Source organism: Streptomyces violaceorubidus, from assembly GCF_000717995.1.
GTDB classification, from domain to species: domain Bacteria; phylum Actinomycetota; class Actinomycetes; order Streptomycetales; family Streptomycetaceae; genus Streptomyces; species Streptomyces violaceorubidus.
Window position 1 is genome coordinate 484,993 of the sequence record NZ_JODM01000001.1, and the last position, 26,975, is coordinate 511,967.

Sequence of the window (26,975 nt, forward strand, 5' to 3'; positions counted from 1 at the left end):
AGGCGTCAGGCCACCGTACGGCTGGTCGCGCACCGGCCCGCCGCCGCGGCCGCCAGTCGGCCCATCGCCTCGTCCCGGTCGCAGGCGTGGGCACCCAGGGCCGTCTGCCGGGCGATGACGGACCGCTCCAGCCGCATCAGCCGCCAGCCCCGGCGCAGCAGGAAGGGCACGGACTTGCGGCCCTCGCGCAGGTCCCGCAGGAACCGGCGGCGGAAGGTCGTCACCGGGCCCCTGCTCAGGCACAGCGCGTCGGCCAGCACGCCCAGTTCCCGGCAGCGGTCCACCAGTTCCGCGGCGAAGATGCCCTCCGCGAGGAAGAGCGGCGTCCGCCCGATGTCGACGGTCTCCTCGCCGGTGCGGGCGCTCAGCGAGATGTCGTAGACGGGCACGTCGGTGCGCCCCGTGCGGCACAGCGCCTCGATGGCGGCGACCGCCGCGTCCGCGTCCCAGGACGCCGGGTGGTCCCAGTCGATGTCGGAGCTCTCGGGCACCGTCGGCAGCGTCGGGTCGGTGCCCTCCTTGTAGAAGTCGTCGAGGCGCAGCACCGGGAGGCCGGAGCGCGCGGCGAGGAGGGACTTGCCGGAGCCGGAGGGGCCGCAGAGCAGCACGACTCGCGTCGGTATGGGCGGATGGGAGCTCACGGGACACCAGTCTGAGGCATCGAACGGCCGCCGTACGACCCCGCGGGTGGACTTTGCAGCGTGCGTCACATCTCCGTCGCGCTGTGCGGTGACCTGATCACGGTGCGCGCGGTTATCAGGGCAGTCCGTAGCAATCCAGACCAAGAGGTGGCAGCAGCGATGGCCCGACACGCGTCCCCCCGCACCCCGCACGCACAGCGCGCCCTGGTCGCCCTCGCGACCGCCGGGGCCGCCCTCGCGGCAGGAGCGGCGACGGCTTCCGCGGACGGCGGCGAGACCATCGCCGGCCTGGCGCACACCCGGCCCACGTCGCTGGGCAACATCGACCCGCAGGCGGGCCTGGCGGCCGTGACCGGCACCGTCGGCTACGTCACCGGCCCGGCCGCCGACCTGAAGCCCAACCCGCTGGCCGGCACGGGCGTGGACCCGCTGGACAACGGCGTTGGCACCAAGGTCGCCGACTTCCAGCCGCTGACCTCGACGGCACTCACCGGGCCGGTCGCCCAGGCCCAGTCCCTGGGCGCCGTGCCGGTGGTGGGGCAGGTGACGGAGCTGCTGCGGTGACGCACTCCGCGTACGCCGGGTCGCGATTCCTCCGGGAGGGAGGTCGCGGCCCGTCTCTGTCGCCGCGAGCGTGGGTTGGCGTCACCCGTTCGTCACGCGGATTCCCCGGACGGGCCGTCTAATCTGTGGTGATCCACGTTTCGCGCAGGACGTGCAAGGGGGCCGGGTGCACAACGACGACGGATTCAACGGGGCCGACGGCGGTTCCGTCCCGCACACCGTGATCGAGGGGCGCTACGAGCTGCTGGAGCCGATCGGCAGCGGCGGCATGGGTGAGGTCTGGAGGGCCCACGACCGGCGGCTGCGCCGGTTCGTCGCCGTGAAGGGGCTCCTCGACCGCAGGGCCATGACCGCGGACACCGAGCAGGCGGCGATGCAGCGGGCTCGTCGCGAGGCCGAGGCGCTCGCCAAGATCGAGCACCAGAACGTGGTGACGGTCCACGACCAGATCGAGACCGCCGACCAGGTCTGGATCGTGATGAAGCTGCTCGAAGGGCGGTCGCTGGCCGACCTGCTGCGCCGTGACGGCGTCCTCGGTGTGCCCAGGGCCGCGGACATCGGTCTCCAGATGGCCCAGGGCCTGCGGGCCGTCCACGAGGCGTCGGTCCTGCACCGCGACGTCAAGCCCGGCAACGTACTGGTGCGGGACAGCGGTCAGGTGGTTCTGGTGGACTTCGGCATCGCCACCTTCGAGGGCGCGGACCGGGTCACCCGGTACGGCGGCGTCATCGGCACGCCCCCCTACCTGGCGCCCGAGCTCTTCGCCCCCGCCTCCCGCGGCCCCACGTCCGCCTCCGACCTGTGGGCACTGGGCGTCACCCTGTACGAGATGGTCGAGGGGCGCCTGCCCTTCGGCGGCAACGAGGTCTGGGAGGTGCAGGCGAACATCCAGCAGTCGCCCGACCCCGTCCTCCGCTACGCCGGCCCCCTCGGCCCCGTCATCCAGGGGTTGTTGGCCACCGACCCGGACAGGCGCCTGGACGCGGCTTCGGCGGAGGAGATGCTCCGGGAGGTCCTCACGGACCCGGGCACGCCGGCCCCCGCCCAGGCCGCCACCCCCGCACTTGCGCCCACCGCCCGGCCCACACCGGCGCCCTCCCGGCCCGCTCCGGCGGTGGACGCACCGGAATCCGTCGCGTCCTCCGCCGAAGCCGTGCCCCCCGCACCGTCGCCCGCGGCGTCGGGCGGAGGCCGCGGGCGGTTGTCCGGCTGGAAGGCGGCGGCGGCCGCGGCGTGTGTCGTCCTGCTCGCCGGGGGAGGCTGGCTCGTCGCGCAGAACGACTCCGGGGGCGAGCGGGACGAGGCCTCCGGGCAACAGGGAGCGGGAGCCGCCGGGGGCGACACGGAGCAGGCCTGGGAGCAGTGGCAGAGCACCAGGAAGAGGCTGACGATCGGCGCCAAGGAGGACCAGCCCGGGCTGAGCTTCTACGACGAGGACACCGGCGTGTGGAGCGGGTTCGACGTCGACATCGCCTACGCCCTCGCCAGCAGACTGGGCTACGGCAAGGAGCAGGTCGACTTCTACGGGGTGACCACGGCCAACCGGGCCAGCAAGCTGAAGAACGGGGAAGTGGACCTGGTCGTCGCCTCGTACAGCATGACGCCCGAGCGGGAGAAGCGGGACGGCATCAGCTTCGTCGGCCCCTACTACAAGGCGGGCAGCAGCCTCCTCGTGCGCAAGAACTCCGCGAAGTACGACCTCGACGAGGCCGTCGACGTGAAGAGGAACGAGGTCGAGGTGTGCACCGCGCGGGACTCCACGTACGCGGACAAGCTGAAGGAGGACGGCTACACCACGGGGAAGTGGCAGCCCGACACCTACAAGGAGTGCGTGGAGAGACTGCTGGACAAGCGCTCGAGCGTGTACGCGGTCGCCTCGGACGACGTTCTGCTCGCCGGGTACGCCCAGAACGATCCGGCGCATCTCAAGCTGCTGCCCAGCGGCGCGGGCACGGAGCCCTACGGGGTGGCGATGCGGAAGGACGACCCGCTCCTGAAGCGCAAGGTGTGCTCGGGGCTCCGGGAGATCCTGGCCGGCAAGGAGTGGTCGGAGATGTACATGAAGGACCTGTCCCCGCTGACGGGACGGAAGACCGCGCCGAGCCGGCCGGAACCGAGGCCCTGCTCGGCCGAGTGAAGACCGCGGCTCCTCCGGACGGGGAGGGGCCGCGGCCCGTCGGCGTCGGCGCCGGGTGACGGGGAGCCGGTCAGTACGACGAACCGGACGCGCCCAGTGCGCCCGTCGGGTGCCAGACCGTCTTCGTCTCCAGGAACGCCGTCAGGCGGTCGGTGCCCGGGGTCGCGGACCAGTCGGCGTCGTCCACAGGCTGTGGACGCAGGACGCGCTTGAGGTTGTCCGCCGCCGTGATCTCCAGCTCCTTCGCCAGCGTCTCGTCGGCCCCCGCGAGGTCGATCGCGTTGACGTCCTGGTGGGCGGCGAGCGGGGCGGCGATCTCCGCCGTACGGCCGGAGAGTATGTTGACCACGCCGCCGGGGAGGTCGGAGGTGGCCAGGACCTCGCCCAGGGACAGGGCGGGGAGGGGGGACTTCTCCGAGGCCACCACGACCGCCGTGTTGCCCGTCGCGATGACCGGGGCGAGCACCGACACCAGGCCCAGGAAGGACGACTCCTGCGGGGCCAGGACGGCGACGACTCCCGTCGGCTCGGGGGAGGACAGGTTGAAGTAGGGGCCCGCGACCGGGTTGCCGCCGCCGACCACCTGGGCGATCTTGTCGGTCCAGCCCGCGTACCAGACCCAGCGGTCGATCGCCGCGTCCACCTGTGCCGCGGCCTTGGACTTCGACAGGCCCTCCGCGTCGGCGACCTCCGCGACGTACTGGTCGCGGCGGCCCTCCAGCATCTCGGCGATCCGGTAGAGGATCTGGCCGCGGTTGTACGCCGTGGCGCCCGACCAGCCGCCGAACGCCTTGCGCGCGGCGACCACCGCGTCACGGGCGTCCTTGCGGGAGGAGAGAGGGGCGTTGGCCAGCCAGTTGTTCTTCGAGTCCGTCACCTCGTACACCCGGCCGCTCTCGGAACGCGGGAACTTCCCGCCCACGTACAGCTTGTAGGTCTTCAGCACGCTGAGTCGCTCAGACATCGAGGTAAGCCTCCAGGCCGTGGCGGCCGCCCTCGCGGCCGAAGCCCGACTCCTTGTAGCCGCCGAACGGCGACGTCGGGTCGAACTTGTTGAACGTGTTGGACCAGATCACACCCGCACGGAGCTTGTTCGCGACCGCCAGGATGCGCGAGCCCTTCTCCGTCCAGATGCCCGCCGACAGGCCGTACGGGGTGTTGTTGGCCTTGGCGACCGCCTCGTCCGGCGTGCGGAAGGTGAGGACGGACAGCACCGGGCCGAAGATCTCGTCGCGGGCGACGGTGTGCGCCTGGGTGACGTTCGTGAAGAGCGTCGGGGCGAACCAGTAGCCGGAGGAGGGGAGTTCGCAGGCCGGGGACCAGCGCTCGGCGCCCTCCGCCTCGCCCTGGTCCGCGAGGGCGGTGATCCGGGCCAGCTGCTCGGCGGAGTTGATCGCGCCGATGTCCGTGTTCTTGTCCAGGGGGTCGCCCAGGCGGAGCGTGGTGAGCCTGCGCTTGAGGGAGTCGAGCAGCTCGTCGTGGATCGACTCCTGGACCAGGAGGCGGGAGCCCGCGCAGCAGACCTGGCCCTGGTTGAAGAAGATGCCGGTGACGATGCCCTCGACGGCCTGGTCGATCGGGGCGTCGTCGAAGACGATGTTGGCGCCCTTGCCGCCCAGTTCCAGGGTGAGCTTCTTGCAGGTGCCCGCGACCGTGCGCGCGATCTGCTTGCCGACGGCCGTGGAGCCCGTGAAGGCGACCTTGTTCACGTCGGGGTGCGCGGTCAGCGCCGCTCCGGCGCGGCCGTCACCGGTGATGATGTTGACGACGCCCCTGGGGAGCCCGGCCTGGCGGCAGATGTCCGCGAAGAACAGGGCGGAGAGGGGGGTCGTCTCGGCGGGCTTGAGCACCACCGTGTTGCCGGTGGCGAGCGCCGGGGCGATCTTCCAGGCCAGCATCAGGAGGGGGAAGTTCCAGGGGATGACCTGGCCGGCCACGCCGAGGGGGCGGGGGTTCGCGCCGTAGCCCGCGTGGTCCAGCTTGTCGGCCCAGCCCGCGTAGTAGAAGAAGTGCGCCGCCACCAGGGGGAGGTCGGCGTCCCGGGTCTCCCGGATCGGCTTGCCGTTGTCCAGGGTCTCCAGGACGGCCAGCTCGCGGCTGCGTTCCTGGATGATGCGGGCGATGCGGAAGAGGTACTTCGCGCGCTCCGCGCCGGGCAGAGCCGACCACTTCTCGAAGGCCTTGCGGGCCGCCTTCACGGCGCGGTCGACGTCCGCCTCGCCGGCCTCGGCCACCTCGGAGAGGACCTCTTCGGTGGCGGGGGAGACGGTCTTGAAGACCTTGCCGTCGGCCGCCTCGGTGAACTCGCCGTCGATGAACAGGCCGTACGACGGCGCGATGTCGACGACCGCGCGGGACTCGGGTGCCGGGGCGTACGCGAACGCGGGGGAGGGGGAGGGGGAGGGTGCGGGTGCCATGTCGATCAGTCCACCGTCACGTAGTCGGGGCCGGAGTAACGGCCCGTGGTCAGCTTCTGGCGCTGCATCAGCAGGTCGTTCAGCAGGGACGAGGCGCCGAAGCGGAACCAGTGGTTGTCCAGCCAGTCCTCGCCCGCCGTCTCGTTGACCAGGACCAGGAACTTGATCGCGTCCTTCGCGGTGCGGATGCCGCCGGCCGGCTTCACGCCCACCTGGACGCCGGTCTGCGCGCGGAAGTCGCGGACCGCCTCCAGCATCAGCAGGGTGTTGGCGGGGGTGGCGTTGACCGCGACCTTGCCGGTGGACGTCTTGATGAAGTCCGCGCCGGCCAGCATGCCGAGCCAGCTGGCGCGGCGGATGTTGTCGTACGTCGACAGCTCGCCGGTCTCGAAGATGACCTTCAGACGGGCGGCCGTGCCGCAGGCCTCGCGCACGGCGGTGATCTCGTCGTGCACCTTCATGTAGTTCCCCGCGAGGAACGCGCCGCGGTCGATGACCATGTCGACCTCGTCCGCGCCCGCCGCCACGGCCTCGCGCACGTCGGCCAGCTTGACGGCCAGCGAGGCGCGGCCGGCCGGGAACGCCGTGGCCACCGAGGCGACCTTCACGCCGGAGCCGGCGACGGCCTCCTTCGCGGTGGGCACCATGTCGGGGTACACGCAGACGGCGGCGGTGGCCGGGGCCGTGCGGTCGGTCGGGTCGGGGCGGACCGCCTTGGCGCCGAGGGCCCGGACCTTGCCCGGGGTGTCCGCGCCTTCCAGCGTCGTCAGGTCGACCATCGAGATGGCGAGGTCGAGGGCGTACGCCTTCGCGGTGGTCTTGATGGAACGGGTGCCGAGGGAGGCTGCGCGCGCCTCCAGACCGACCGTGTCGACCCCGGGCAGTCCGTGGAGGAAGCGGCGCAGGGTGCTGTCGGACGCGGTGACGTCGGCGAATCCGTGTGCGGGTCCGTTTGCGGGGCTCTGGGCGGGTCCGTTCGCGGCGGGTGCAGTGGTGGGCATGGTCACCAGATGAGCATATCTACGCGCGTAGCAGTCTGTACAGCCCCCGGGCTCGTCCGGTGTACAGCCCCCGGGCTTGTCCGGTGTACCGGCACCGCGTGCGAGCGCCGGGCGGGCCGTCGGGCACAATCGGCAGCATGAGCACGCCGCAGCCCCAGTCATCCTCGCCGCAGCCGTCGGGACCCGTGTCCAAGGACCGGGCCTACCGCTCGCCCGCGGGTATCTCCGGCGGTGTGCTGGTACTCGCCCTCGTCCTGTGGCTCGGCATCGACGCCCTGGTCGCGGGCGACGGGAGCACCCGCTGGAAGGCGCTCGCGGCGCTGGTCTTCCTCGTGCCGCTCGTCGCCGCCTACACCGTGCGTCCCGCCGTCTTCGCGAACGACGACCGGATGCGGGTGCGCAATCCGTTCCGGGTGATCGTGCTTCCCTGGTCGCGGGTCGAGTCGTTCCGGTCCGCCTACACGAACGAGGTCTTCACCGAGGGCGGCGCCAAGTACCAGCTGTGGTCCGTGCCGGTTTCGCTGCGCGGGCGCAAGAAGGCCGCGCGGCAGGAGGATCGGCGGGCCGTCGGTGGTGCTGGCGGTGCCGGTGGGCGCAGGCGCGGGAGTGTGCTCGGCGGTATGGGGCAGTTCGGTTCGCGCGGCGACGGTGTCGGGTCGGGGGCTGTCGAGGCGGACGGGCCGGTGCGGGCCGAGGCCGACAAGGTCATGGACGAGTTGCGTGAGCTGTGGGAGGCGCGGCAGGCCGCCGAGGGCTCTCGGGGCGAGGTGACCGTGCGGTGGGCGTACGAGGTCATCGTGCCGGTGGTCGTCGGGGCGGTGGCGCTGGGGGTGCTGCTCGGGGTGGGGTGAGGTGGGGTGGGTGGTGGTGGGGGGCGCCTGGTGGCGTTGTGGTGGCCGTGGCCGTGGCCGTGGCCGTGGCCGTGGCGGTGGTGGTGATGTGGTCGGGGGCGCCCTTGAGCGCCCCCGGTTTTCCGGGTCCGGTTGTTGTTGCTAGATGCCGGCCGCCGTCGACACGTCGTGTTTGAGCGCCGTCAGCAGGTCCCTTGCCGTCGTCCGGGCGGCCGGGAGGTCGGCGCGCGTGGCGACCGGGACGACCACCTCCAGGTAGCACTTCAGCTTGGGCTCCGTGCCGCTGGGGCGGACGATGACCCTGGCTCCGTCGAGCGTGTAGCGCAGACCGTCGGTGGGCGGGAGGGTGTCCGTGCCCCGGGTGAGGTCCTCCGCCCTGGTGACCGGGAGGCCCGCGAGGGTCGCCGGGGGCTGCTCGCGCAGGCGGGTCATCGCGGCGGCGATGAGGGAGAGGTCCGCCACGCGCACCGAGAGCTGGTCCGTGGCGTGCAGGCCGTGCTCCACGGCGATGTCGTCGAGGAGGTCGAGGAGGGTGCGGTCGGCCTCCTTGAGGGTGGAGGCCAGCTCCGTGATCAGGAGGGCCGCGGTGATGCCGTCCTTGTCGCGGACGCCCTCCGGGTCGACGCAGTAGCCGAGGGCCTCCTCGTAGCCGTAGCGGATGCCCTCCACGCGGGCGATCCACTTGAAGCCGGTGAGCGTCTCGACGTGGGGGACCTTCGCCTTCGCCGCGATGCGGCCGAGGAGGGAGGACGAGACGATCGACTCCGCGAACGTGCCGTGCGCTCCGCGGGTGACCAGGTGGGCGGCGAGGAGGGCGCCGACCTCGTCGCCCCGGAGCATGCGCCAGCCTGCGGGGTCCGTCGCGTCCGGTACCGCCACTGCCAGGCGGTCCGCGTCCGGGTCGTTGGCGATGACCAGGTCGGGGGCGGGGTCGGTCGCGCGGGCCTTCGTGAAGGCCAGGTCCATCGCGCCGGGCTCTTCCGGGTTGGGGAAGGCGACGGTGGGGAAGTCCGGGTCGGGGTCGGCCTGCTCGGTGACGAGGGTGGGCCGCGGGAAACCGGCTCGGGCGAAGGCGGCGAGGAGGGTGTCCTTGCCGACGCCGTGCATCGCGGTGTAGACCGTGCGGGCGGTGCGGGGGGAGTCGGGGGCGAGGACGGCGTCCGTGCGGGTGAGGTAGGCGTCGAGGACGGCGTCGTCGAGGGTCTGCCAGCCGGTGTCGGGGCGGGGGACGTCGTGCAGGGTGCGTACGGCGTCGATCTCGGCGGCGATGTCGGCGTCGGCGGGGGGCACGATCTGGGAGCCGTCGCCGAGGTACACCTTGTAGCCGTTGTCGCGGGGCGGGTTGTGGCTGGCGGTGACCTCCACTCCGGCGACGGCGCCGAGGTGCCGGATCGCGAAGGCGAGGACGGGGGTGGGGAGGGGGCGGGGGAGTACGGCGGCGCGGAGGCCGGCGCCGGTCATCACGGCGGCGGTGTCGCGGGCGAAGTCCGCGGACTTGTGGCGGGCGTCGTAGCCGATGACGACCAGGCCGGCCGTGTCGGTCCCGTGGTGGGTCCCCTGCTTCTTGAGGTACGCGGCGAGGCCGGCGGCGGCGCGGATGACGACCGAGCGGTTCATGCGCATCGGGCCGGCGCCCAGTTCGCCGCGCAGGCCCGCGGTGCCGAACTGGAGGGTGCCGGAGAAGCGTGCGGTGAGCTCGGCGCGGTCCTCGGCTTCGATGAGGCGGGCGAGTTCCGCGCGGGTGTCCGCGTCGGGGTCCTCGGCCAGCCATGCCTTGGCTCGTGCGAGGAGGTCGTCGTCGTTGTTCACGTCTTGCACGTCGGTCAGCCTCTCGGGTGTCGGGTGGTGGTGCCTGCGGCGGCCTGTGCGGGGTGGGTGGGGGGTGCGGGTGCCTGCGGCGGCCTGTGCGGCTCCGGTGGGGGTGCGGGTGGCGCGGTGGGTTCGGTGGTGGGTCGGGGCCGCGCCGGGGGGTGTCCGTCCTCGGAACGGCGCGGAATCGGTGGGACAGGGATGTGGGACTCCGTTGACGCGCCAACCGCTGCGGGCGGACACCCCCCGACACGTCCCCTTCTCGCCGTACGCGGCTGCTGCCGCCCACGCCCCGCGTCCCCCGCTCGCCGTACGCGGCTCTCTCGCCGTGCGCGGCTGCTGCCGCCCACGCTCCGCGTCCCCCGCTCGCCGTACGCGGCTCTCCCGCCGTGCGCGGGTGCTGCCGCCCACGCTTCGCGTCCCCCGCTCGCCGTACGCGGCTCTCCCGCCGTTCCGCCCCAGCTGCGGGCAGTAGTCGTGGCGCGGCCCACCCCGCGACTGGCCTACAGGCGGCTCAGGACCTGGGTCAGCAGCTTCCCCATGCGGGCGGCGGAGTCGCGGCCGGCCTGGAGGACCTCCTCGTGGTTGAGGGGCTCGCCCGTCATGCCGGCGGCGAGGTTGGTGACCAGGGAGATGCCCAGCACCTCCGCCCCGGCCTCGCGGGCGGCGATCGCCTCCAGGACCGTCGACATGCCCACCAGGTCGGCACCGATGACGCGGGCCATGCGGATCTCGGCCGGGGTCTCGTAGTGCGGGCCGGGGAACTGGGCGTAGACGCCCTCCTCCAGCGTGGCGTCGACCTCCTTGCACAGTGCGCGCAGGCGGGGGGAGTAGAGGTCGGTGAGGTCGACGAAGTTGGCGCCGACGATGGGGGAGGTGGCGGTGAGGTTGATGTGGTCGCTGATCAGGACCGGCTGGCCGGGGCGCATGCCCTCGCGCAGGCCGCCGCAGCCGTTGGTCAGGATGATCGTCTTGGCGCCGGCGGCCACGGCGGTGCGGACGCCGTGGGAGACCGCGGCCACGCCGTGGCCCTCGTAGTAGTGGGTGCGGCCCAGGAACACCAGTGCGCGCTTGTCGCCGATGGAGTACGAGCGGATCCTGCCGCCGTGCCCCTCCACCGCCGGCTGGGGGAAGCCCGGCAGGTCGGTGACCTGGAGATCGGCCTCGGGGGCGCCCAGGGCGTCCACGGCCGGTGCCCAGCCGGAGCCCATCACGAGGGCGACGTCGTGGGTCTCGGCGCCGGTGAGTTCGCGCAGGCGGGCCGCGGCGGCGTCGGCGGCGGCGTAGGGGTCCGGAAGAAGAGATGCGTTCACGCCGAAGAGGGTAGCCGGTTTGCGGCTACGCGCGTAGATGCTGGAGGTCACGGGAAGGTGGTTTTTGGGTTGGAGGTTTCGACGAGGCGGTGCTCAGCAGGGGCGCTTGCGGAGTTCCATCACGTAGTCGTGGGGGGCGCCGGCCGATTCGGCGGCGTCCGCCACCTCGCCCAGGTAGCGGGCGGAGGGCAGGCCGCCCTCGTAGGCGTTCAGGACGTAGGTCCAGGCGCCCTCCTCGCCCTCCAGGGTGTGCGCGCGGACGCGGGTGCGGCGGTAGATGTCCAGGCCCACGCCCTCCCAGCGGTCCAGGGAGTCCTCGTCCATGGGGGCGATGTCGTAGAGGGCCACGAAGACCTGGGAGATCGGGTCCTCCACGAGGGTCGCCAGTGCGCCCTCCCAGCCCATGTGCTCGCCGCCGAAGGTCAGCCGCCACCCGTTCAGCCAGCCGGTGGCGCGCAGCGGCGAGTGCGGGGCGCGGCGGGTCATCAGCCGCGCGTCGAGGTTGCCGGCGTAGGCGGCGTAGAGCGACATGAGGGGAAGGGTACGGCAGCGCCGTCGGGCACCGCCGTCCTCGCGGTGGTGGACCCGGGCGGCCCTTCGTTGAAGGGTGCGGGACAATGGGGTACGTGACTCGGATCGTGATCATTGGCGGCGGACCCGGCGGATACGAAGCGGCCCTGGTGGCCGCTCAGCTCGGCGCGGAGGTGACCGTCGTCGACTGCGACGGTCTGGGCGGGGCGTCGGTGCTGACCGACTGCGTGCCGTCCAAGACCCTCATCGCCACGGCCGAGGTGATGACCACCTTCGATTCCTCCTACGAGGAGCTGGGGATCATCGTCGCCGACGACACCCCGCCCATGGAGCAGGCCGCCCGGGTGGTGGGCGTCGATCTGGGCAAGGTCAACCGCCGGGTGAAGCGGCTCGCGCTGGCGCAGTCGCACGACATCACCGCCTCCGTGACGCGCGCGGGTGCGCGGGTCGTGCGCGGGCGCGGGCGGCTGGAGGGCATGCAGGGGCTCGACGGGTCCCGCAAGGTCGTGGTGCGGGCCGCCGACGGGAGCGAGGAGACGCTGACCGCCGACGCGGTGCTCATCGCCACCGGGGGGCATCCGCGGGAGCTGCCGGACGCGCGGCCCGACGGCGAGCGGATCCTGAACTGGACCCAGGTGTACGACCTGGACGAGCTGCCCGAGGAGCTCATCGTGGTCGGCTCCGGTGTGACCGGTGCCGAGTTCGCCGGGGCCTATCAGGCGCTCGGGTCGCGGGTCACCCTCGTGTCCTCCCGGGACCGGGTGCTGCCCGGGGAGGACCCGGACGCCGCCGCCGTGCTGGAGGACGTGTTCCGGCGGCGCGGGATGAACGTCATGTCGCGGTCCCGGGCCCAGTCCGCCAAGCGGGTGGGGGACCGGGTGGAGGTGACGCTCGCCGACGGGCGGGTCATCACCGGGTCGCACTGCCTGATGGCCGTGGGCGCCATCCCCAACACGGAGGGGATGGGGCTGGAGGAGGCCGGGGTCAAGCTCAAGGACTCCGGGCACATCCGCACCGACCGGGTGTCCAGGACCTCCGCCCCCGGCGTGTACGCCGCCGGTGACGTCACCGGCGTGTTCGCGCTCGCCTCGGTGGCCGCCATGCAGGGGCGGATCGCCATGTACCACTTCCTGGGCGACGCCGTGACGCCGCTGAACCTGAAGACCGTCTCCGCCAACGTCTTCACCGACCCCGAGATCGCCACCGTCGGCTACTCGCAGGCCGACGTGGACGCGGGCAAGATCGACGCCCGGGTGGTGAAGCTGCCGCTGCTGCGCAACCCGCGCGCCAAGATGCAGGGCATCCGGGACGGCTTCGTCAAGATCTTCTGCCGGCCCGGTACCGAGATCGTGGTGGGTGGGGTCGTGGTGGCGCCGCGTGCCTCGGAGCTGATCCATCCGATCTCGATCGCCGTCGACAACAACCTGACGGTGGAGCAGATCGCCAACGCCTTCACCGTGTACCCCTCGCTTTCGGGGTCGATCGCGGAGGTGGCGCGGCAGTTGCACACGCGGAAGGCCGGCGGGGAGGGCTGAGTCCGGCGGGCGCGGCTTGAATCGACTCCCCGCCGGTCACGGGGAGTTGCGGCGCTTGCGCGCGGCATAGGCCGCCGTATACCACTTCCGGTGGTGGCATGCGAACAACTTCTGTTATTCGGCGCATACTGCTGAAAGCAGACGGTCGTTGGGGTTACTGTCAGTTTCGTGTTCGCTGCAGAACGTCGCCAATTGATCCTCGAAATGGTGCGAGCGAACGGGGCCGTGTCGCTCCGTGAGCTCGCCCGCGTCGTCCAGACCTCCGAAGTGACCGTACGGCGGGACGTGCGCGCACTGGAGGCAGAAGGACTCCTCGACCGCCGGCACGGCGGTGCGGTACTGCCGGGCGGGTTCACGCGAGAGTCCGGCTTTCCGCAGAAGTCTCATCTCGCGACCGCCGAGAAGACGGCCATCGCCGATCTCGCCGCGGGCCTCGTCGAAGAGGGCGAAGCCATCGTGGTGGGGGCGGGTACGACGACGCAGGAGCTGGCCCGCCGGCTCGCGCGGGTGCCCGGTCTGACCGTCGTCACCAATTCGCTGCTGGTGGCCCAGGCCCTCGCCCATGCCAACCGGGTCGAGGTCGTGATGACCGGTGGCACGCTCAGGGGGTCGAACTACGCCCTGGTGGGGTCGGGTGCCGAGCAGTCCCTGCAAGGGCTGCGGGTCTCCAAGGCCTTCCTGTCCGGGAGCGGGCTCACCGCCGAGCGGGGGCTGTCCACCTCCAACATGCTGTCGGCCTCCGTCGACCGGGCGCTGGTCCAGGCCGCGGCCGAGGTCGTCGTCCTCGCCGATCACTCCAAACTGGGCACGGACACCATGTTCCAGACCGTGCCCACCGACGTCATCACCCGACTGGTCACCGACGAGTCGCCGGGCCACGACGACCGCGCCGCCACCGAGCTCCAGGCCCTGGCCGACCAGGGCGTGCAGATCGCCGTGGCCGGGGCGTCGGGGGGTGGTACGGCGAACGGCACCGGGGCATCGGGGGCCTCGGGGAGTGAGGCCGTGGCACGTCAGCAGCGCCGGGACGTGCCGCTTCCGGGGCCGCGCCGTCAGGTCCCGGGTGCGGGGCTGCGTTCCGCCGCCGCCCTGGGCGAGCAGGGCGGCGGGGCGGAGCGGGGGGCGCGCGTCGCCGACCTGCGCCGCCGGTAGGTTCTCGCGGTCCCCTCGGACAGCGACGGGGGCGCCCGGCGGACCGTGTGATGCGGTCCCGCCGGGCGCCCCCGTCGTGCGCTGCGCGCGTCCTCAGTCCTTGATCTCGCAGATCGCGGCGCCCGAGGTGATGGACGCGCCGACCTCCGCGCCCAGGCCCTTGACGGTGCCGGACTTGTGGGCGTTGAGGGGCTGTTCCATCTTCATCGCTTCGAGTACGACGATGAGGTCGCCCTCCTGGACCTCCTGGCCCTCCTCGACGGCGATCTTCACGATCGTGCCCTGCATGGGAGAAGCGAGGGTGTCGCCGGAGGCGGAGGGGCCGGACTTCTTCGCCGCACGGCGCTTGGGGCGGGCGCCGGCCGCCAGGCCGGTGCGGGCCAGCGACATGCCGAGCGAGGAGGGGAGGGAGACCTCCAGGCGCTTGCCGCCGACCTCGACGACGACCGTCTCCCGGCCGCTCTCCTCGTCCGCGTCGGTCTCGGCGGGCGCGGTGAAGGGCTTGATCTCGTTGACGAACTCCGTCTCGATCCAGCGGGTGTGGACCGTGAAGGGGCCGGTGGAGCCGGTGAGTTCGGGGGCGAAGGCCGCATCCCGGACCACGGTGCGGTGGAAGGGGATGGCGGTGGCCATGCCCTCGACCTGGAACTCGTCCAGGGCGCGGGCGGCGCGCTCCAGGGCTTCCTTGCGGGTGCGGCCGGTGACGATCAGCTTCGCCAGGAGCGAGTCCCAGGCCGGGCCGATCACCGAGCCGGACTCCACGCCGGCGTCCAGGCGCACGCCGGGACCGGTGGGCGCCTCGAAGCGGGTGACGGTGCCGGGGGCGGGCAGGAAGCCGCGGCCGGGGTCCTCGCCGTTGATGCGGAACTCGAAGGAGTGGCCGCGCAGGGCGGGGTCGCCGTAGCCGAGTTCCTCGCCGTCGGCGATGCGGAACATCTCGCGGACCAGGTCGATGCCGGCGACTTCCTCGGTGACCGGGTGCTCGACCTGGAGGCGGGTGTTGACCTCCAGGAAGGAGATCGTGCCGTCCATGCCGACGAGGAACTCCACGGTGCCGGCGCCGACGTAGCCGGCCTCCTTCAGGATCGCCTTGGAGGACGAGTACAGCTCCTCCATCTGGGCCTCGGAGAGGAAGGGCGCCGGGGCCTCCTCGACCAGCTTCTGGTGGCGGCGCTGGAGGGAGCAGTCACGGGTGGAGACGACGACCACGTTGCCGTGCTGGTCGGCCAGGCACTGGGTCTCCACGTGGCGGGGCTTGTCGAGGTAGCGCTCGACGAAGCACTCGCCCCGGCCGAAGGCCGCCACGGCCTCGCGGACGGCGGAGTCGTACAGCTCGGGGACCTCTTCGAGCGTGCGGGCGACCTTGAGACCGCGGCCACCGCCGCCGAAGGCCGCCTTGATCGCGATCGGCAGGCCGTGCTCCTTCGCGAAGGCGACGACCTCGTCCGCGCCGGAGACCGGGTCGGGGGTGCCGGCGACCAGGGGGGCGCCGGCCCGCTGGGCGATGTGCCGGGCGGCGACCTTGTCGCCCAGGTCGCGGATGGCCTGCGGGGGCGGGCCGATCCAGATCAGCGAGGCGTCCAAAACCGCCTGCGCGAACTCCGCGTTCTCGGAGAGGAATCCGTAGCCGGGGTGGATGGCGTCCGCGCCCGACTCGCGCGCGGCTTTGAGGACCTTCTCGATGTCCAGATAGCTGGTCGCGGGGGTGTCACCACCCAGGGCGAACGCCTCATCAGCGGCGCGGACATGCAATGCGTCCCGGTCCGGGTCCGCGTAGACGGCCACGCTCGCGATCCCGGCGTCCCGGCAGGCCCGGGCCACGCGGACAGCGATTTCGCCACGGTTGGCGATGAGCACCTTGCGCACGATTGAGGCTCCCTCCTTGAAACAAGCCGAGTTTAGGGACTGCCGACACGGCACTTCGACCCGTCCCCAATGGTGAGCTTGCCCACACGGAGCGTGATGCGATGCTCGCCCGACCCGCGAAAGCCCTTGTAGTACCGCGTTGCGCAGGTCTCCTGGGGGAAACCCTAGCCCTCCGGTGTGGTCAAGGTCTCTGTAAGAGCGTGCTGCGGGCCACTCCGTTTCTTTGTGGAGTCCCTACTAATGGCCCAATGATTCTTTGCTCGGGCCGGAACCCTTGTGGCGCGGTTTACCCGTTAGTAGCGTTCGGATCGTCTCGAACGTACTTGGGGTAACAGCTGCCTTGGCGGCAGCGGTCGAAGGTGGGTGGGGACCGGTGTCCGTACGCAGACCGGTGGCGTGGACCGTGGCGGTCGTGCTCTTCGCGGAGGCGGTCGGCGTCGCGGCGCTGAACTGGTTCCTGGGGATCGTCGTCGACCGTCAGGACATGTCCCTGGCCGGTCTCGACCCCGACACCATGTCCGTGTCCTCGAAGATCGGCGGCGTCGTCTTCGGGCTGTACTTCGCGCTGTGCGCCCTGGTCGCCCTGCTCGTGGCGCTGCGCGACCGCGCGCCCGCGGGGCTCGGCCGGATCCTCCTGATCAGCGCCGCGGTGGTGCACGGGCTGCTCGGCGCCTTCACCTGGGGACTGGTGGGACCCGGCGCCTTCCTCTTCATGATCGTCGTCCTGGGCCTGATCGTGCTGCTGCTGATGACGTACGACTCCCGCGAGGAACCCGCGGCCGGGCAGCGGCCCGAGGGCGACGACGGCTCCCCCCTCAACCCTCCGCCGGCGCCCACAACTCCGTGATGCCGGTCCCGAGCTCGGCGAGGAGCCGCCGCAGCAGGGGCAGGCTGAGGCCGATGACGTTCCCGTGGTCGCCGTCGATGCCGTCGATGAACGGGGCCGAGCGGCCGTCCAGGGTGAACGCCCCGGCGACGTACAGGGGCTCCCCGGAGGCCACGTAGGCGGCGATCTCCTCGTCGGTCGGCTCGCCGAAGCGGACGACGGTGGACGCGGTCGCCGAGACGTAGCGGCCGGAGGCGGTGTCCCAGACGCAGTGGCCGGTCTGCAGCGTGCCCGCCCGGCCGCGCATCGCCTTCCAGCGGGCGGTGGCCTCCTCGGCGTCCGCCGGCTTGCCGAGCGCCTGGCCGTCCAGGTCGAGCACCGAGTCGCAGCCGATCACCAGGGCGCCGTGCACCTCCGGCTTCGCGGCCACCACGGACGCCTTGGCCTCGGCCAGGGCGAGCGCCAGCTCGGCGGGGGTGGGGGCGGTGACGGCCTCCTCGTCCACACCGCTCACGAGCACCTCGGGGGCCAGACCGGCCTGGCGCAGCAGGCCGAGCCGGGCCGGGGACTGGGAGGCGAGAACGAGTCGGCGGCGGGGCTGAGCAGCAGTCATGGGGTCAGGTTAGCGACCCGGGCGGGGCCGGCTCACCCCAGACCGAGCACGATCATCGCGAGGACCATCGCCAGCGCCAGGAAGACGCTCAGCCGCCGCAGCATGTCCTGCGTGTCACGCAGTTCCTCGGGCGGCTCGTCGTCGGGGTCGGACCACAGCATGTCACCAGCGTGCGGCTCGGCCGGGGGTGCGCGCTTGAGTACGGGTACTCATTCGGGGCGCGGGATTCCTCTTCCGTGCGCGGTGCCCCGCGCCCCTGGGTGGGCCGTCCTCAGCTCGGCCAGTAGGTGCGGCCCCACGAGGCCGGGCCCGGGTGGGGCATGCGGCGGGCCGCGATGCGGGACGGGTCGGACCACGCGTCCCGAGGACGCTCGGTGCCGGACGGCTCGGCGGCGGCCGCCGTCGCGGCGCGGGCCCTGACCACCGTGAGGGCGGCGGCCAGTTCTTCCGGGGTGGGGTTGCCCCGTACGACCTTGATGGTCACAGCGGCTCCTTCCGGGGATGGTCAGAGGGGGATGTTGCCGTGCTTCTTCGGGGGGAGGCTCTCCCGCTTGGTGCGCAGCTGGCGCAGGCCGCGGACGATGTGGCGGCGGGTGTCGGACGGCATGATCACCGCGTCGACGTAGCCGCGCTCGGCCGCCGTGTAGGGGTTGAGGAGGGCGTCCTCGTACTCCTGGATCAGGCGGGCCCGGGTGGCCTCGGCGTCGTCACCGGCGTCGGCGATGGTGCGGCGGTGCAGGATGTTGACCGCGCCCTGGGCGCCCATGACGGCGATCTGGGCGGTGGGCCAGGCCAGGTTGAGGTCGGCGCCCAGGTGCTTGGAGCCCATGACGTCGTAGGCGCCGCCGAAGGCCTTGCGGGTGATGACCGTGATCAGCGGGACCGTGGCCTCGGCGTAGGCGAAGATCAGCTTGGCGCCGCGGCGGATGATGCCGTCGTGCTCCTGGTCGACGCCGGGCAGGAAACCGGGGACGTCCACGAAGGTGAGGACGGGGACGTTGAAGGCGTCGCAGGTGCGCACGAAGCGGGCCGCCTTCTCGGAGGCGGTGATGTCCAGGCACCCGGCGAACTGCATGGGCTGGTTGGCGACGATGCCGACCGGGCGGCCCTCCACGCGGCCGAAGCCGGTGAGGATGTTCGGCGCGAAGAGGGGTTGCGTCTCGAAGAACTCGGCGTCGTCCAGGACGTGCTCGATGACGGCGTGCATGTCGTAGGGCTGGTTGGCCGAGTCCGGGACGATCGCGTCCAGCTCGGCGTCCTCGTCCGTGACCGCGAGGTCCGCCTCCTCCGGGAAGGCGGGGGGCTCGGAGAGGTTGTTGGACGGCAGGTACGACAGGAGCTGCTTGACGTACTCGACGGCGTCCTTCTCGTCGCCCGCCATGTGGTGGGCCACGCCCGAGGTGGAGTTGTGGGTGCGGGCGCCGCCCAGCTCCTCGAAGCCGACGTCCTCGCCGGTGACCGTCTTGATGACGTCGGGGCCGGTGATGAACATGTGGCTGGTCTGGTCGACCATCACCGTGAAGTCGGTGATCGCGGGGGAGTACACCGCACCGCCCGCGCACGGCCCGACGACCAGGCTGATCTGCGGGATCACGCCGGAGGCGTGGGTGTTGCGGCGGAAGATCTCGCCGTACGCGCCGAGGGAGGCCACGCCCTCCTGGATGCGGGCGCCGCCGGAGTCGTTGATGCCGACGACCGGGCAGCCGGTCTTCAGCGCGAAGTCCATCACCTTGACGATCTTCTGGCCGTAGACCTCGCCCAGCGCGCCGCCGAAGACGGTGAAGTCCTGGGAGAAGACCGCGACCGGGCGGCCGTCGACGGTGCCGTAGCCGGTGACGACGCCGTCGCCGTAGGGGCGGTTGGCGTCGAGGCCGAAGTTGGTGGAGCGGTGCCGGGCGAACTCGTCCAGCTCGACGAACGAACCCTCGTCGAGGAGGAGGTCGATGCGTTCACGAGCCGTCAGCTTGCCCTTGGCGTGCTGCTTCTCGACGGCGCGTGCGGAACCGGCGTGCGTCGCTTCCTCGATACGGCGCCTGAGATCCGCGAGCTTGCCCGCGGTCGTGTGGATGTCGGGCTGCTGCTCTTCCGGCTCGGACATCGGGATGCGGCTCCCTGCCTGCTCAAAAGGGGGGACGGTTACTCGTTCGTAGAGTAGTAGGGGGCCCTCCGTTCGGCAGTGCGGTGTTTCCCACACCTAGGGTGGGTTGCATGACGCCCCGAGATTCCTCCGGCTCCCCGGACGACGCCCCGACCAGCCGCTGGTCCGACCTGGACCGGCCGCCCCTCAACAGCACGGCCCTGCGCCGGGGGCTGGTGCGGGACGGCGGGCTGTGGCGGCAGGTGGACGTCGTGCAGCGCACCGGGTCCACCAACTCCGACCTCGTGGCGCGGGCCGCCGAGGGGGACCTGGCGGAGGGCGTCGTCCTCGTCGCCGAGGAGCAGAGCGCCGCGCGCGGGCGCCTGGACCGGCAGTGGACGGCGCCGGCCCGCTCCGGGCTCTTCTTCTCCGTGCTGCTGCGGCCCGCCGAGGTCCCGGTGACCCGCTGGGGCTGGCTGCCGCTGCTCACCGGCGTCGCCGTGGCGACCGGGCTGTCCCGCACGGCCGGGGTCGACACCGCCCTCAAGTGGCCCAACGACCTGCTGGTGACCGTCGGCGACGAGGAACGCAAGGCCGGCGGCATCCTCGCCGAGCGGGCCGGGGACGACGGCGTCGTCATCGGTGTCGGCATCAACGTCTCGCTCCGCGCCGACGAACTGCCCGTCCCGCGGGCCGGGTCGCTGGCGCTGGCGGGAGCCGTGAACACCGGCCGGGACCCGCTGCTGCGCGGGGTGCTGCGGTCGCTGGAGGACTGGTACGGGCGCTGGCGGGAGGCCGGGGGCGACCCGGCGGCCAGCGGGCTCCAGGAGACGTACGCGGCGGGCTGCGCGACGCTCGGGCGGATGGTGCGGGCGGAGCTGCCGGGGGACCGGTCGCTCGTCGGGGAGGCGGTGGCCGTGGACGGCGACGGGCGGCTGGTCCTGGCGACCGAGGCGGGCGTGCAGGAGCCGGTGGGCGCCGGGGACATCGTGCACCTGCGGTTGGCGTGAGCCGGACCCCGGGGCACGCTCGGAGTGCGGACCGCACGGGAGTGAGCTGGGGCACACCTGACGTAAAGTTGGGGCCGGTCGAACCTGACCGCGGCAGATCGGAAAGGCAGCAGGCGTGACCGTCGACGACAGCGGCTCCGGCGCGGACGGGGACGGCCGGGTGGACCCCGAGCCCGCCCCGGACTCCGCCGACCCCGGCGATGACCCGCTCGCGCTGCGCCTCGAAGGGCTCATCCTGGGCGCCGAGCGCCGCTACACCCCCTTCCAGGCCGCCCGCAGCGCGGGCGTCTCCATGGAGCTGGCCTCCCGTTTCTGGCGGGCCATGGGCTTCGCCGACATCGGCCAGGCCAAGGCGCTCACCGAGGCCGACGTCCTCGCCCTGCGGCGCCTGGCCGGTCTGGTGGAGGCGGGGCTGCTCAGCGAGGCGATGGCCGTCCAGGTCGCCCGGTCCACGGGGCAGACCACCGCCCGGTTGGCCGAGTGGCAGATCGACTCCTTCCTGGAGGGCCTGACCGAGCCCCCCGAGCCCGGGATGACGCGCACCGAGGTGACGTACCCCATCGTCGAGCTGCTCCTGCCCGAGCTCCAGGAGTTCCTCGTCTACGTCTGGCGGCGCCAGCTCGCCGCCTCGGCCGGCCGGGTCATCCAGGCCGGGGACGACGAGGAGATGGTGGACCGGCGGCTCGCGGTCGGCTTCGCGGACCTGGTCGGGTTCACGCGGCTGACCCGGCGGATGGAGGAGGAGGAGCTGGGCGAGCTGGTCGAGGCCTTCGAGACCACCTCCGCCGACCTGGTGGCCGCGCGCGGCGGACGGCTGGTCAAGACCCTCGGCGACGAGGTGCTCTACGCCGCCGACGACGCCGGTACGGCCGCCGAGATCGCCCTGCGGCTCATCGAGACGATGGCCCACGACGAGACCATGCCGGAACTGCGCGTCGGCATCGCCTTCGGCACGGTCACCACCCGGATGGGCGACGTCTTCGGCACGACCGTCAACCTGGCCTCCCGGCTCACCTCGATAGCCCCCAAGGACGCGGTCCTCGTCGACACCGCCTTCGCGGAGGAGCTGATCCGCACCCGGGACGCGCCCGCCTCGGAGGCAGCCGCGGCCGAGGAGGCCGCCGCCGCGGAGAAGGAGGGCGAGGAACCGCCGGTGTACCGCTTCGCGCTCCAGCCGATGTGGCAACGCCCGGTGCGCGGCCTCGGCGTGGTCGAGCCCTGGCTGCTCACGCGCAGGGACGGCGGCGGCGAGTCGTAGGGCGGGGCGGCGGGCCGTATGTCGCAGGCCGTCGGTCCGTCGGTCCGTCGGTCCGTCGGTCGTGAGTTGTCGGTCGTGGGGCGCCGGGCGCCGGTCGCCAGTCGTCGTTCGTCGTTCGTCAGTCGCGGAGCAGGTCCACGCAGAGGCCGATGACCGGCAGGCACAGGCCCGGGTCGTCGGGTTCCGGCTCCGGTGCGGATGTCGGTGGCGTGCCGTGGTCCGGTGGCGGGGTGGGCTCGGGGCGGTCGGACCGCGAGGGTTGCGGTGTTCCCGGGAGCGGGGTCCGGCCGTCGGTGTCCTCCGGCTGCTTCCCTCCGTCCCCCTCCGCCCTTTCCCCCGGACCACGGCCGTCGGGGGTCTCCCGGCCGCCCGGCCCGCTCGTGGCGCTGGGCACTGGGATGGCGAGGCCGCTCGCGGACGGGGCGGGCGCGGGGCCGGGTATGAGGGCCGGGCCGGGGGAGCCGCTCAGGCCGCCCATGGCGGACGTCGCCGAAGGGCCCGCTCCGGAGGGTCCGGCGGCGGTGGTCGCGGCGGCGGGTTCCGTCGACCCTCCCGAGGCCGTGCCCCGGGCGCCGCTCTCCACGCGCGGCACTGCCTCGGCGCCGAAGCCGCCCGGGTCGCCGCCGGGCTCGGGCAGCAGGCGTACGACGCTCAGGGCGCCCGCCGCCAGGGCGAGGCCGCCGGCGGCCAGCAGCACCTTGCGGGGACGGGGACGGCGGTGCCGACCGCGGCGGCACCACGCGATCCGCGGTTCCGTCGGCTCTGTCACCTCTGTCGGCTCTCTTGGCTCTGTCGGTGTGCCGGTCGTCGTCATGAACCCTCCCCGGTGCGCACGCGCCCCCGCTGCGCCGTGGCGGAGCGAGGCTACGGTCTGCCGTGGGCCGGGGTACGGCGGTCGCCCGCATGTCACTCGAACGGGTGGGCGGGGACGGTGTGCGGAGCGGGCCGGTCCGGCCTTCCCTCGCGCGGGTCCGCCTGCGATGATCGGTCGGTCGACTTGTTAACACGCGTTAACCGGAGGGTGTCATGAGCGAGGAGCGGTTCGGAGAGTTCGTCCTGGTGCGGCGGCACGCGGACGGGCATGTCGCGGAGCTCGCGCTCGACCGGCCGAAGGCCATGAACGCCGTCTCGACCGCGATGGCCCGGTCCCTGAGCGCGGCCTGCGCGACGCTGGCCGAGGACCGGGACGTGCGGGTGGTGGTGCTGACCTCGACGCACGAGCGGGCGTTCTGCGTCGGGGCGGACCTGAAGGAACGCAACTCCTTCTCCGACGCCGACCTGTTGCGGCAGCGGCCGGTGACGCGCGGGGCGTACACCGCGGTGCTGGAGCTGCCGCAGCCGACGGTCGCGGCCGTGCACGGGTTCGCGCTGGGCGGCGGGTTCGAGCTGGCGCTGTCGTGCGACGTGATCGTGGCCGACCGTACGGCCGTGGTGGGGCTGCCGGAGGTGTCCGTCGGAGTGATTCCGGGCGGCGGCGGTACCCAGTTGCTGCCGCGCCGGGTGGGGGCGGCGCGCGCGGCCGAGCTGGTGTTCACGGCCCGGCGGGTGGCGGCCGAGGAGGCGCGTGAGCTGGGGCTGGTGGACCAGCTGGTCGAGGAGGGGAAGGACCGGCAGGACGCGCTGGAGCTGGCCTCCCGGATGGCCGCGAACTCGCCCGTGGGGCTGCGCGCGGCCAAGCGTGCGCTGCGCCTCGGACACGGGCTCGACCTGCGGGCGGGGCTCGAGGTCGAGGACGCGGCATGGCGGTCGGTGGCGTTCTCGGGCGACCGCGCGGAGGGCGTGGCCGCGTTCAACGAGAAGCGGGCGCCGCGCTGGCCGGGTGAGTGAGGCGTCGCCGATCGTCGGTGGTCGGTGGTCGGTTGCCAGTTGTCGGTTGCCGGTTGCCGGTTGCCGGTGGTCGAGGGTCGGTTGCCGGTTGCCGGTTGCCGATGGTCGGTGATCGGGGGCCTGTCGTCTCTCGCCTGTCGCTGAGGCTTCGCCTGTTGCCTGTCGCCGGCCGTCTTCCCGACCTGCGGCGGGGGCTTGGCCTGTGCCGGGGTCCGTCTTGTGGCGGGGTTCGCCTGACGGCAGGGTCTGCCTCGTGCAGGGGTCGGCTTGCCGCCTTCGCGTCTCGCGTCGCCTTCGCGTCTCGCGTCGGGGGTCTCGCCCGTGCCGCGTGCCGCCTCGCTCTGGAGGGCTGCTCCGTGCCGGGGCCGCTCGCGTCAGGGTCTGTCTCCCCCGCGCGGGGGCCCGCTTCGCGCCTTCGCGCTTCGCGTCGGGAGCCCGCCGGCCACCTTCCCGCCCCGAGCCTGGAGCCCGCCTCGCGTCGGAGCCCGCCCGGTGCGGGGAGCCCGCCCCCGTACGGGGCTCCCCATCCGTGCCGGGAGCACCCGTCTTCCCAGACAATCGCCCGGTTCGCCCCGTTTGAGTAACGTTTCTTCTTGAATCTCCCTAGCCTGGAGTGATGGGTGACGACAGGCGGCTCGCGGCCGTGGTGGCGCTTGCGCAGGGGATGGCCGCCGCGCAGAGTGCGCGTGAGGCGTGGCGGGCGGCGGCCGTCGGTGGGTGTGTGGCGCTGGGCGGCAGCTTCGCCGCGCTGTCGGTGTGGGAGCGGGAGCTGGGGCGGCTCCGGGTGCTCGTGAACGTCGGACGGCGGGCCGAGGACGAGGAGGAGTTCCCGGAGGACGAGTCCTACCCGGTGCACCAGTTCGCGGAGATCACCGAGTTCCTGCACGAGCGCTGGGCGGGCGGCGGGGAGCCCGACGCCTGGGTCGAGACGGCCGCCGGGCCCGCCGCCGGGCGTCCCGGATACGTCCACCAGCGCGTCGCCGCCCTGCGCCGCCGGGGTCGCGGCTGCTGCGTGGTCGCGCCGATCGTGCTGCACGGGCGGGCCTGGGGCGAGCTGTACGTGGCCCGGCCGATGGGGGAGCGGGTCTTCGAGCGGGCCGACGCCGACTTCGCCACCGTGCTGGCCTCCGTCGTCGCCGCCGGGATCGCGCAGAGCGAGCGGCTGGAGGAGGTCAGGCGGCTCGCGTACACCGACGCGCTCACCGGGCTGGCCAACCGCCGTGCCGTGGACTCCGCGCTGGACGAGGCCGTCGAGCGGCACCGCGAGGAGGGCGTCGTCGTCAGCCTCGTCGTCTGCGATCTGAACGGCCTCAAGCGGGTGAACGACACGCACGGCCACGCAGTCGGGGACCGCCTCCTGGAGCGGTTCGGGTCGGTGCTGTCGCTGTGCGGGGCGATGCTGCCGGGGGCGCTCGCGGCACGGCTCGGCGGGGACGAGTTCTGTCTGCTCGCGGTCGGGCCGCCCGCCGACGCGGTGGTCAAGGCGGCCGAGGAGCTGTGCCGCCGGGCGGGCGAGCTGGAGCTGGGGGACGGCGTGGCCTGCGGGGTCGCGTCCACGGAGGACCCGGTCGGGCCCGTCCGTTCCGCCCGCCGGCTGTTCCGGCTCGCCGACGCCGCCCAGTACCGCGCCAAGGCCGGGCGCGCGGCCGGGCCGGTCGTCGCCGGGCGCGAGGGGCCCGACGACCCCGTCGTGCGGCTCGCGGACGAGCCCTCCCGGGAGGAGGACGGGGAGCGCAGGAGGTTCCGCGGGCGGCACTCGCCGTGACGCCGGGCCGGAGTCGGTGAGGGGCGCAGGCAGTGAGAGGCGGCAGGCAGTAAGGGGCGAAGTCCCGGTGCATCTGTGACGCACCCCCTCGTGACATCATCGAATTCACTGCGTACGCTCCTGAATATGGATATGCACACTGTGGTGGTGGGGACGTCCGGGGTCACCGCGTCCGACGTCCTCGCCGTGGCGCGCGGCGGCGCCCGGATCGAACTCTCCGAGGACGCGGTCGCCGCCCTGGCCGCGGCCCGCGGCATCGTGGACGCGCTGGCCGCCAAGCCGGACCCCGTCTACGGCGTGAGCACCGGCTTCGGCGCCCTGGCGACCCGGCACATCAGCCCCGAGCTGCGGGCCCAGTTGCAGCGCAACATCGTCCGCTCGCACGCCGCCGGGATGGGACCGCGCGTCGAGCGCGAGGTGGTCCGCGCGCTGATGTTCCTGCGGCTGAAGACCGTCTGCTCCGGACACACCGGGGTGCGCCACGAGGTCGCGCAGACCATGGCCGACGTGCTGAACGCGGGGATCACCCCCGTCGTGCACGAGTACGGCTCCCTCGGCTGCTCCGGCGACCTCGCCCCGCTGTCGCACTGCGCGCTGACCCTCATGGGCGAGGGTGACGCGGAGGGCCCCGACGGCACCGTACGGCCGGCCGGCGAGCTGCTCGCCGAACACGGGATCACCCCGGTCGAGCTGCGCGAGAAGGAGGGCCTCGCCCTTCTCAACGGCACCGACGGCATGCTCGGCATGCTGGTGATGGCCCTCGCCGACCTCGACACCCTCTACAAGTCGGCCGACATCACCGCCGCCCTGACCATGGAGGCCCTGCTCGGCACCGACAAGGTGCTCGCCCCCGAGCTGCACGCCATCCGCCCGCACCCGGGACAGGCGGCCAGCGCCGCCAACATGGCCGCCGTGCTCAAGGGCTCCGGTCTGACCGGGCACCACCAGGACGACGCCCCCCGGGTCCAGGACGCCTACTCGGTGCGCTGCGCCCCGCAGGTCGCGGGCGCCGGACGCGACACGATGGCCCACGCCGGCCTCGTCGCCGAGCGCGAGCTGGCCGCCGCCGTGGACAACCCGGTCGTCCTGCCCGACGGGCGGGTGGAGTCCAACGGCAACTTCCACGGCGCCCCGGTCGCCTACGTCCTGGACTTCCTCGCCGTGGCCGTCGCCGACCTCGGCTCCATCGCCGAGCGGCGCACCGACCGGCTCCTGGACAAGAACCGCAGCCACGGCCTGCCGCCGTTCCTCGCCGACGACGCGGGCGTCGACTCCGGCCTGATGATCGCCCAGTACACGCAGGCCGCCCTGGTCGGCGAGCTGAAGCGGCTCGCCGTACCGGCCTCGGCGGACTCCATCCCGTCCTCCGCGATGCAGGAGGACCACGTGTCGATGGGCTGGTCGGCGGCGCGCAAGCTGCGCACCGCCGTCGACAACCTGGCCCGCGTGATCGCCGTCGAGCTGTACGCCGCCACGCGCGCGATCCAGCTCCGCGAGGGGCTGACCCCGGCGCCCGCGTCGCGGGCCGTCATCGACGCCGTACGGGCGGCCGGCGTGGAGGGGCCGGGGCCCGACCGCCACCTGGCGCCCGACCTCGCCGCGGCGGACGCCTTCGTGCGCGCCGGGCACCTGGTCGCGGCGGCGGAGACGGTCACGGGGCCGCTGCGCTAGCGGACGCCGCGGGCGACGGGTGCGAGGGGCTCCGGCGGGACGACGCCGGGGCCCCTTCGTGCTGCCTCCTTTGGGGCGCTCCCGGTGATCGGGGCGGGCCGGAGGGTCGAG

Annotated in this window: 24 protein-coding genes; 11 read left to right on the forward strand and 13 right to left on the reverse strand. The window is 73.0% G+C overall.

Going from position 1 to position 26,975, the window contains the following annotated elements:
• Positions 1 to 5: 5 nt before the first annotated feature.
• Positions 6 to 608, reverse strand: a complete 603-nt coding sequence (locus tag IE94_RS0102340) for a nucleoside/nucleotide kinase family protein (protein WP_030145649.1) — start codon at positions 606 to 608, stop codon at positions 6 to 8.
• 192 nt (positions 609 to 800) lie between these two features.
• On the opposite strand from IE94_RS0102340, the gene IE94_RS0102345 reads away from it, so the two are divergent.
• Both IE94_RS0102345 and IE94_RS0102350 read left to right on the forward strand, forming a co-directional pair.
• A complete protein-coding gene (locus IE94_RS0102345; RefSeq protein ID WP_030145650.1) occupies positions 801 to 1,205 on the forward strand; it encodes a hypothetical protein in 405 nt (134 codons plus the stop codon).
• A 166-nt stretch (positions 1,206 to 1,371) separates the two neighbouring features.
• Positions 1,372 to 3,342: a bifunctional serine/threonine-protein kinase/glutamate ABC transporter substrate-binding protein gene (locus IE94_RS0102350; RefSeq protein WP_030145651.1), complete on the forward strand. Its 1,971-nt coding sequence runs from the start codon at positions 1,372 to 1,374 to the stop codon at positions 3,340 to 3,342.
• A 70-nt stretch (positions 3,343 to 3,412) separates the two neighbouring features.
• Here the strand turns inward: IE94_RS0102350 and IE94_RS0102355 are convergent, their stop codons facing one another.
• From IE94_RS0102355 to deoC, 3 genes are read right to left on the reverse strand one after another with little or no spacing between them, the layout of a single operon-like run.
• Positions 3,413 to 4,306, reverse strand: a complete 894-nt coding sequence (locus IE94_RS0102355; RefSeq protein ID WP_030145652.1) for an aldehyde dehydrogenase family protein — start codon at positions 4,304 to 4,306, stop codon at positions 3,413 to 3,415.
• Entirely contained in the window at positions 4,299 to 5,759 is a 1,461-nt protein-coding gene (locus IE94_RS0102360) for an aldehyde dehydrogenase family protein (protein WP_030145653.1), read from the reverse strand. The genes IE94_RS0102355 and IE94_RS0102360 overlap by 8 nt, the downstream gene beginning before the upstream one ends.
• Positions 5,760 to 5,764: 5 nt before the next feature.
• Positions 5,765 to 6,760, reverse strand: a complete 996-nt coding sequence (deoC, locus tag IE94_RS0102365; RefSeq protein WP_030145654.1) for a deoxyribose-phosphate aldolase — start codon at positions 6,758 to 6,760, stop codon at positions 5,765 to 5,767.
• Positions 6,761 to 6,897: 137 nt separating this feature from the next.
• Between deoC and IE94_RS0102370 the strand changes: the two genes are divergently transcribed.
• On the forward strand, positions 6,898 to 7,611 hold the full coding sequence (locus tag IE94_RS0102370) for a PH domain-containing protein (protein ID WP_030145655.1): 714 nt from the start codon (positions 6,898 to 6,900) through the stop codon (positions 7,609 to 7,611).
• A 141-nt stretch (positions 7,612 to 7,752) separates the two neighbouring features.
• Here IE94_RS0102370 and IE94_RS0102375 read toward each other — a convergent pair whose 3' ends face one another.
• The 3 genes from IE94_RS0102375 to IE94_RS0102385 form a co-directional block, all read right to left on the reverse strand.
• Entirely contained in the window at positions 7,753 to 9,429 is a 1,677-nt protein-coding gene (locus IE94_RS0102375) for a phospho-sugar mutase (RefSeq protein ID WP_030145656.1), read from the reverse strand.
• 494 nt (positions 9,430 to 9,923) lie between these two features.
• Positions 9,924 to 10,733 (reverse strand): purine-nucleoside phosphorylase, encoded by an 810-nt coding sequence (locus IE94_RS0102380; RefSeq protein WP_030145657.1) that lies wholly within the window; start codon positions 10,731 to 10,733, stop codon positions 9,924 to 9,926.
• Between the two features lie 93 nt (positions 10,734 to 10,826).
• Positions 10,827 to 11,264 carry a gamma-glutamylcyclotransferase family protein gene (locus IE94_RS0102385; RefSeq protein WP_030145658.1) on the reverse strand — a complete coding sequence of 146 codons (438 nt, stop codon included), beginning with the start codon at positions 11,262 to 11,264 and terminating at the stop codon, positions 10,827 to 10,829.
• An 86-nt stretch (positions 11,265 to 11,350) separates the two neighbouring features.
• Between IE94_RS0102385 and IE94_RS0102390 the strand changes: the two genes are divergently transcribed.
• Both IE94_RS0102390 and IE94_RS0102395 read left to right on the forward strand, forming a co-directional pair.
• The gene (locus IE94_RS0102390; protein WP_030145659.1) at positions 11,351 to 12,799 is read left to right on the forward strand and encodes an NAD(P)H-quinone dehydrogenase; all 1,449 of its coding nucleotides are present in this window, start codon (positions 11,351 to 11,353) and stop codon (positions 12,797 to 12,799) included.
• Positions 12,800 to 12,967: 168 nt separating this feature from the next.
• Entirely contained in the window at positions 12,968 to 13,951 is a 984-nt protein-coding gene (locus IE94_RS0102395) for a DeoR/GlpR family DNA-binding transcription regulator (RefSeq protein ID WP_078606376.1), read from the forward strand.
• Positions 13,952 to 14,044: 93 nt separating this feature from the next.
• Here IE94_RS0102395 and IE94_RS0102400 read toward each other — a convergent pair whose 3' ends face one another.
• Positions 14,045 to 15,817 (reverse strand): acetyl/propionyl/methylcrotonyl-CoA carboxylase subunit alpha, encoded by a 1,773-nt coding sequence (locus IE94_RS0102400; protein WP_030145661.1) that lies wholly within the window; start codon positions 15,815 to 15,817, stop codon positions 14,045 to 14,047.
• Positions 15,818 to 16,190: 373 nt separating this feature from the next.
• Between IE94_RS0102400 and IE94_RS0102405 the strand changes: the two genes are divergently transcribed.
• Positions 16,191 to 16,664, forward strand: a complete 474-nt coding sequence (locus IE94_RS0102405; RefSeq protein ID WP_030145662.1) for a hypothetical protein — start codon at positions 16,191 to 16,193, stop codon at positions 16,662 to 16,664.
• Here IE94_RS0102405 and IE94_RS0102410 read toward each other — a convergent pair.
• The 4 genes from IE94_RS0102410 to IE94_RS0102425 all read right to left on the reverse strand — a co-directional run bounded on the left by IE94_RS0102410 (position 16,633) and on the right by IE94_RS0102425 (position 19,354).
• The gene (locus IE94_RS0102410; protein WP_030145663.1) at positions 16,633 to 17,256 is read right to left on the reverse strand and encodes a nucleoside triphosphate pyrophosphatase; all 624 of its coding nucleotides are present in this window, start codon (positions 17,254 to 17,256) and stop codon (positions 16,633 to 16,635) included. The genes IE94_RS0102405 and IE94_RS0102410 overlap by 32 nt on opposite strands.
• Before the next feature lie 32 nt (positions 17,257 to 17,288).
• On the reverse strand, positions 17,289 to 17,417 hold the full coding sequence (mmpB, locus tag IE94_RS41515) for a morphogenic membrane protein MmpB (RefSeq protein ID WP_037921466.1): 129 nt from the start codon (positions 17,415 to 17,417) through the stop codon (positions 17,289 to 17,291).
• A gap of 110 nt (positions 17,418 to 17,527) precedes the next feature.
• Positions 17,528 to 17,740 carry an acyl-CoA carboxylase subunit epsilon gene (locus IE94_RS0102420; RefSeq protein WP_030145664.1) on the reverse strand — a complete coding sequence of 71 codons (213 nt, stop codon included), beginning with the start codon at positions 17,738 to 17,740 and terminating at the stop codon, positions 17,528 to 17,530.
• 21 nt (positions 17,741 to 17,761) lie between these two features.
• Positions 17,762 to 19,354: an acyl-CoA carboxylase subunit beta gene (locus tag IE94_RS0102425; protein WP_030145665.1), complete on the reverse strand. Its 1,593-nt coding sequence runs from the start codon at positions 19,352 to 19,354 to the stop codon at positions 17,762 to 17,764.
• Positions 19,355 to 19,464: 110 nt separating this feature from the next.
• Between IE94_RS0102425 and IE94_RS0102430 the strand changes: the two genes are divergently transcribed.
• Positions 19,465 to 20,343, forward strand: a complete 879-nt coding sequence (locus tag IE94_RS0102430; RefSeq protein WP_030145666.1) for a biotin--[acetyl-CoA-carboxylase] ligase — start codon at positions 19,465 to 19,467, stop codon at positions 20,341 to 20,343.
• Between the two features lie 115 nt (positions 20,344 to 20,458).
• Positions 20,459 to 21,601: an adenylate/guanylate cyclase domain-containing protein gene (locus IE94_RS0102435; protein WP_030145667.1), complete on the forward strand. Its 1,143-nt coding sequence runs from the start codon at positions 20,459 to 20,461 to the stop codon at positions 21,599 to 21,601.
• A 118-nt stretch (positions 21,602 to 21,719) separates the two neighbouring features.
• On the opposite strand, the gene IE94_RS0102440 is transcribed toward IE94_RS0102435, so the two are convergent.
• Positions 21,720 to 22,370, reverse strand: coding sequence for a hypothetical protein (locus tag IE94_RS0102440; RefSeq protein WP_245235152.1), 651 nt, complete (start codon positions 22,368 to 22,370; stop codon positions 21,720 to 21,722).
• Between the two features lie 257 nt (positions 22,371 to 22,627).
• On the opposite strand from IE94_RS0102440, the gene IE94_RS0102445 reads away from it, so the two are divergent.
• The 3 genes from IE94_RS0102445 (at position 22,628) to hutH (ending at position 26,864) form a co-directional block, all read left to right on the forward strand.
• Positions 22,628 to 23,428 (forward strand): enoyl-CoA hydratase/isomerase family protein, encoded by an 801-nt coding sequence (locus IE94_RS0102445; RefSeq protein ID WP_030145669.1) that lies wholly within the window; start codon positions 22,628 to 22,630, stop codon positions 23,426 to 23,428.
• Positions 23,429 to 24,044: 616 nt separating this feature from the next.
• On the forward strand, positions 24,045 to 25,193 hold the full coding sequence (locus IE94_RS0102450; protein ID WP_030145670.1) for a GGDEF domain-containing protein: 1,149 nt from the start codon (positions 24,045 to 24,047) through the stop codon (positions 25,191 to 25,193).
• Between the two features lie 132 nt (positions 25,194 to 25,325).
• On the forward strand, positions 25,326 to 26,864 hold the full coding sequence (hutH, locus tag IE94_RS0102455) for a histidine ammonia-lyase (protein ID WP_030145671.1): 1,539 nt from the start codon (positions 25,326 to 25,328) through the stop codon (positions 26,862 to 26,864).
• Positions 26,865 to 26,975 lie beyond the last annotated feature (111 nt).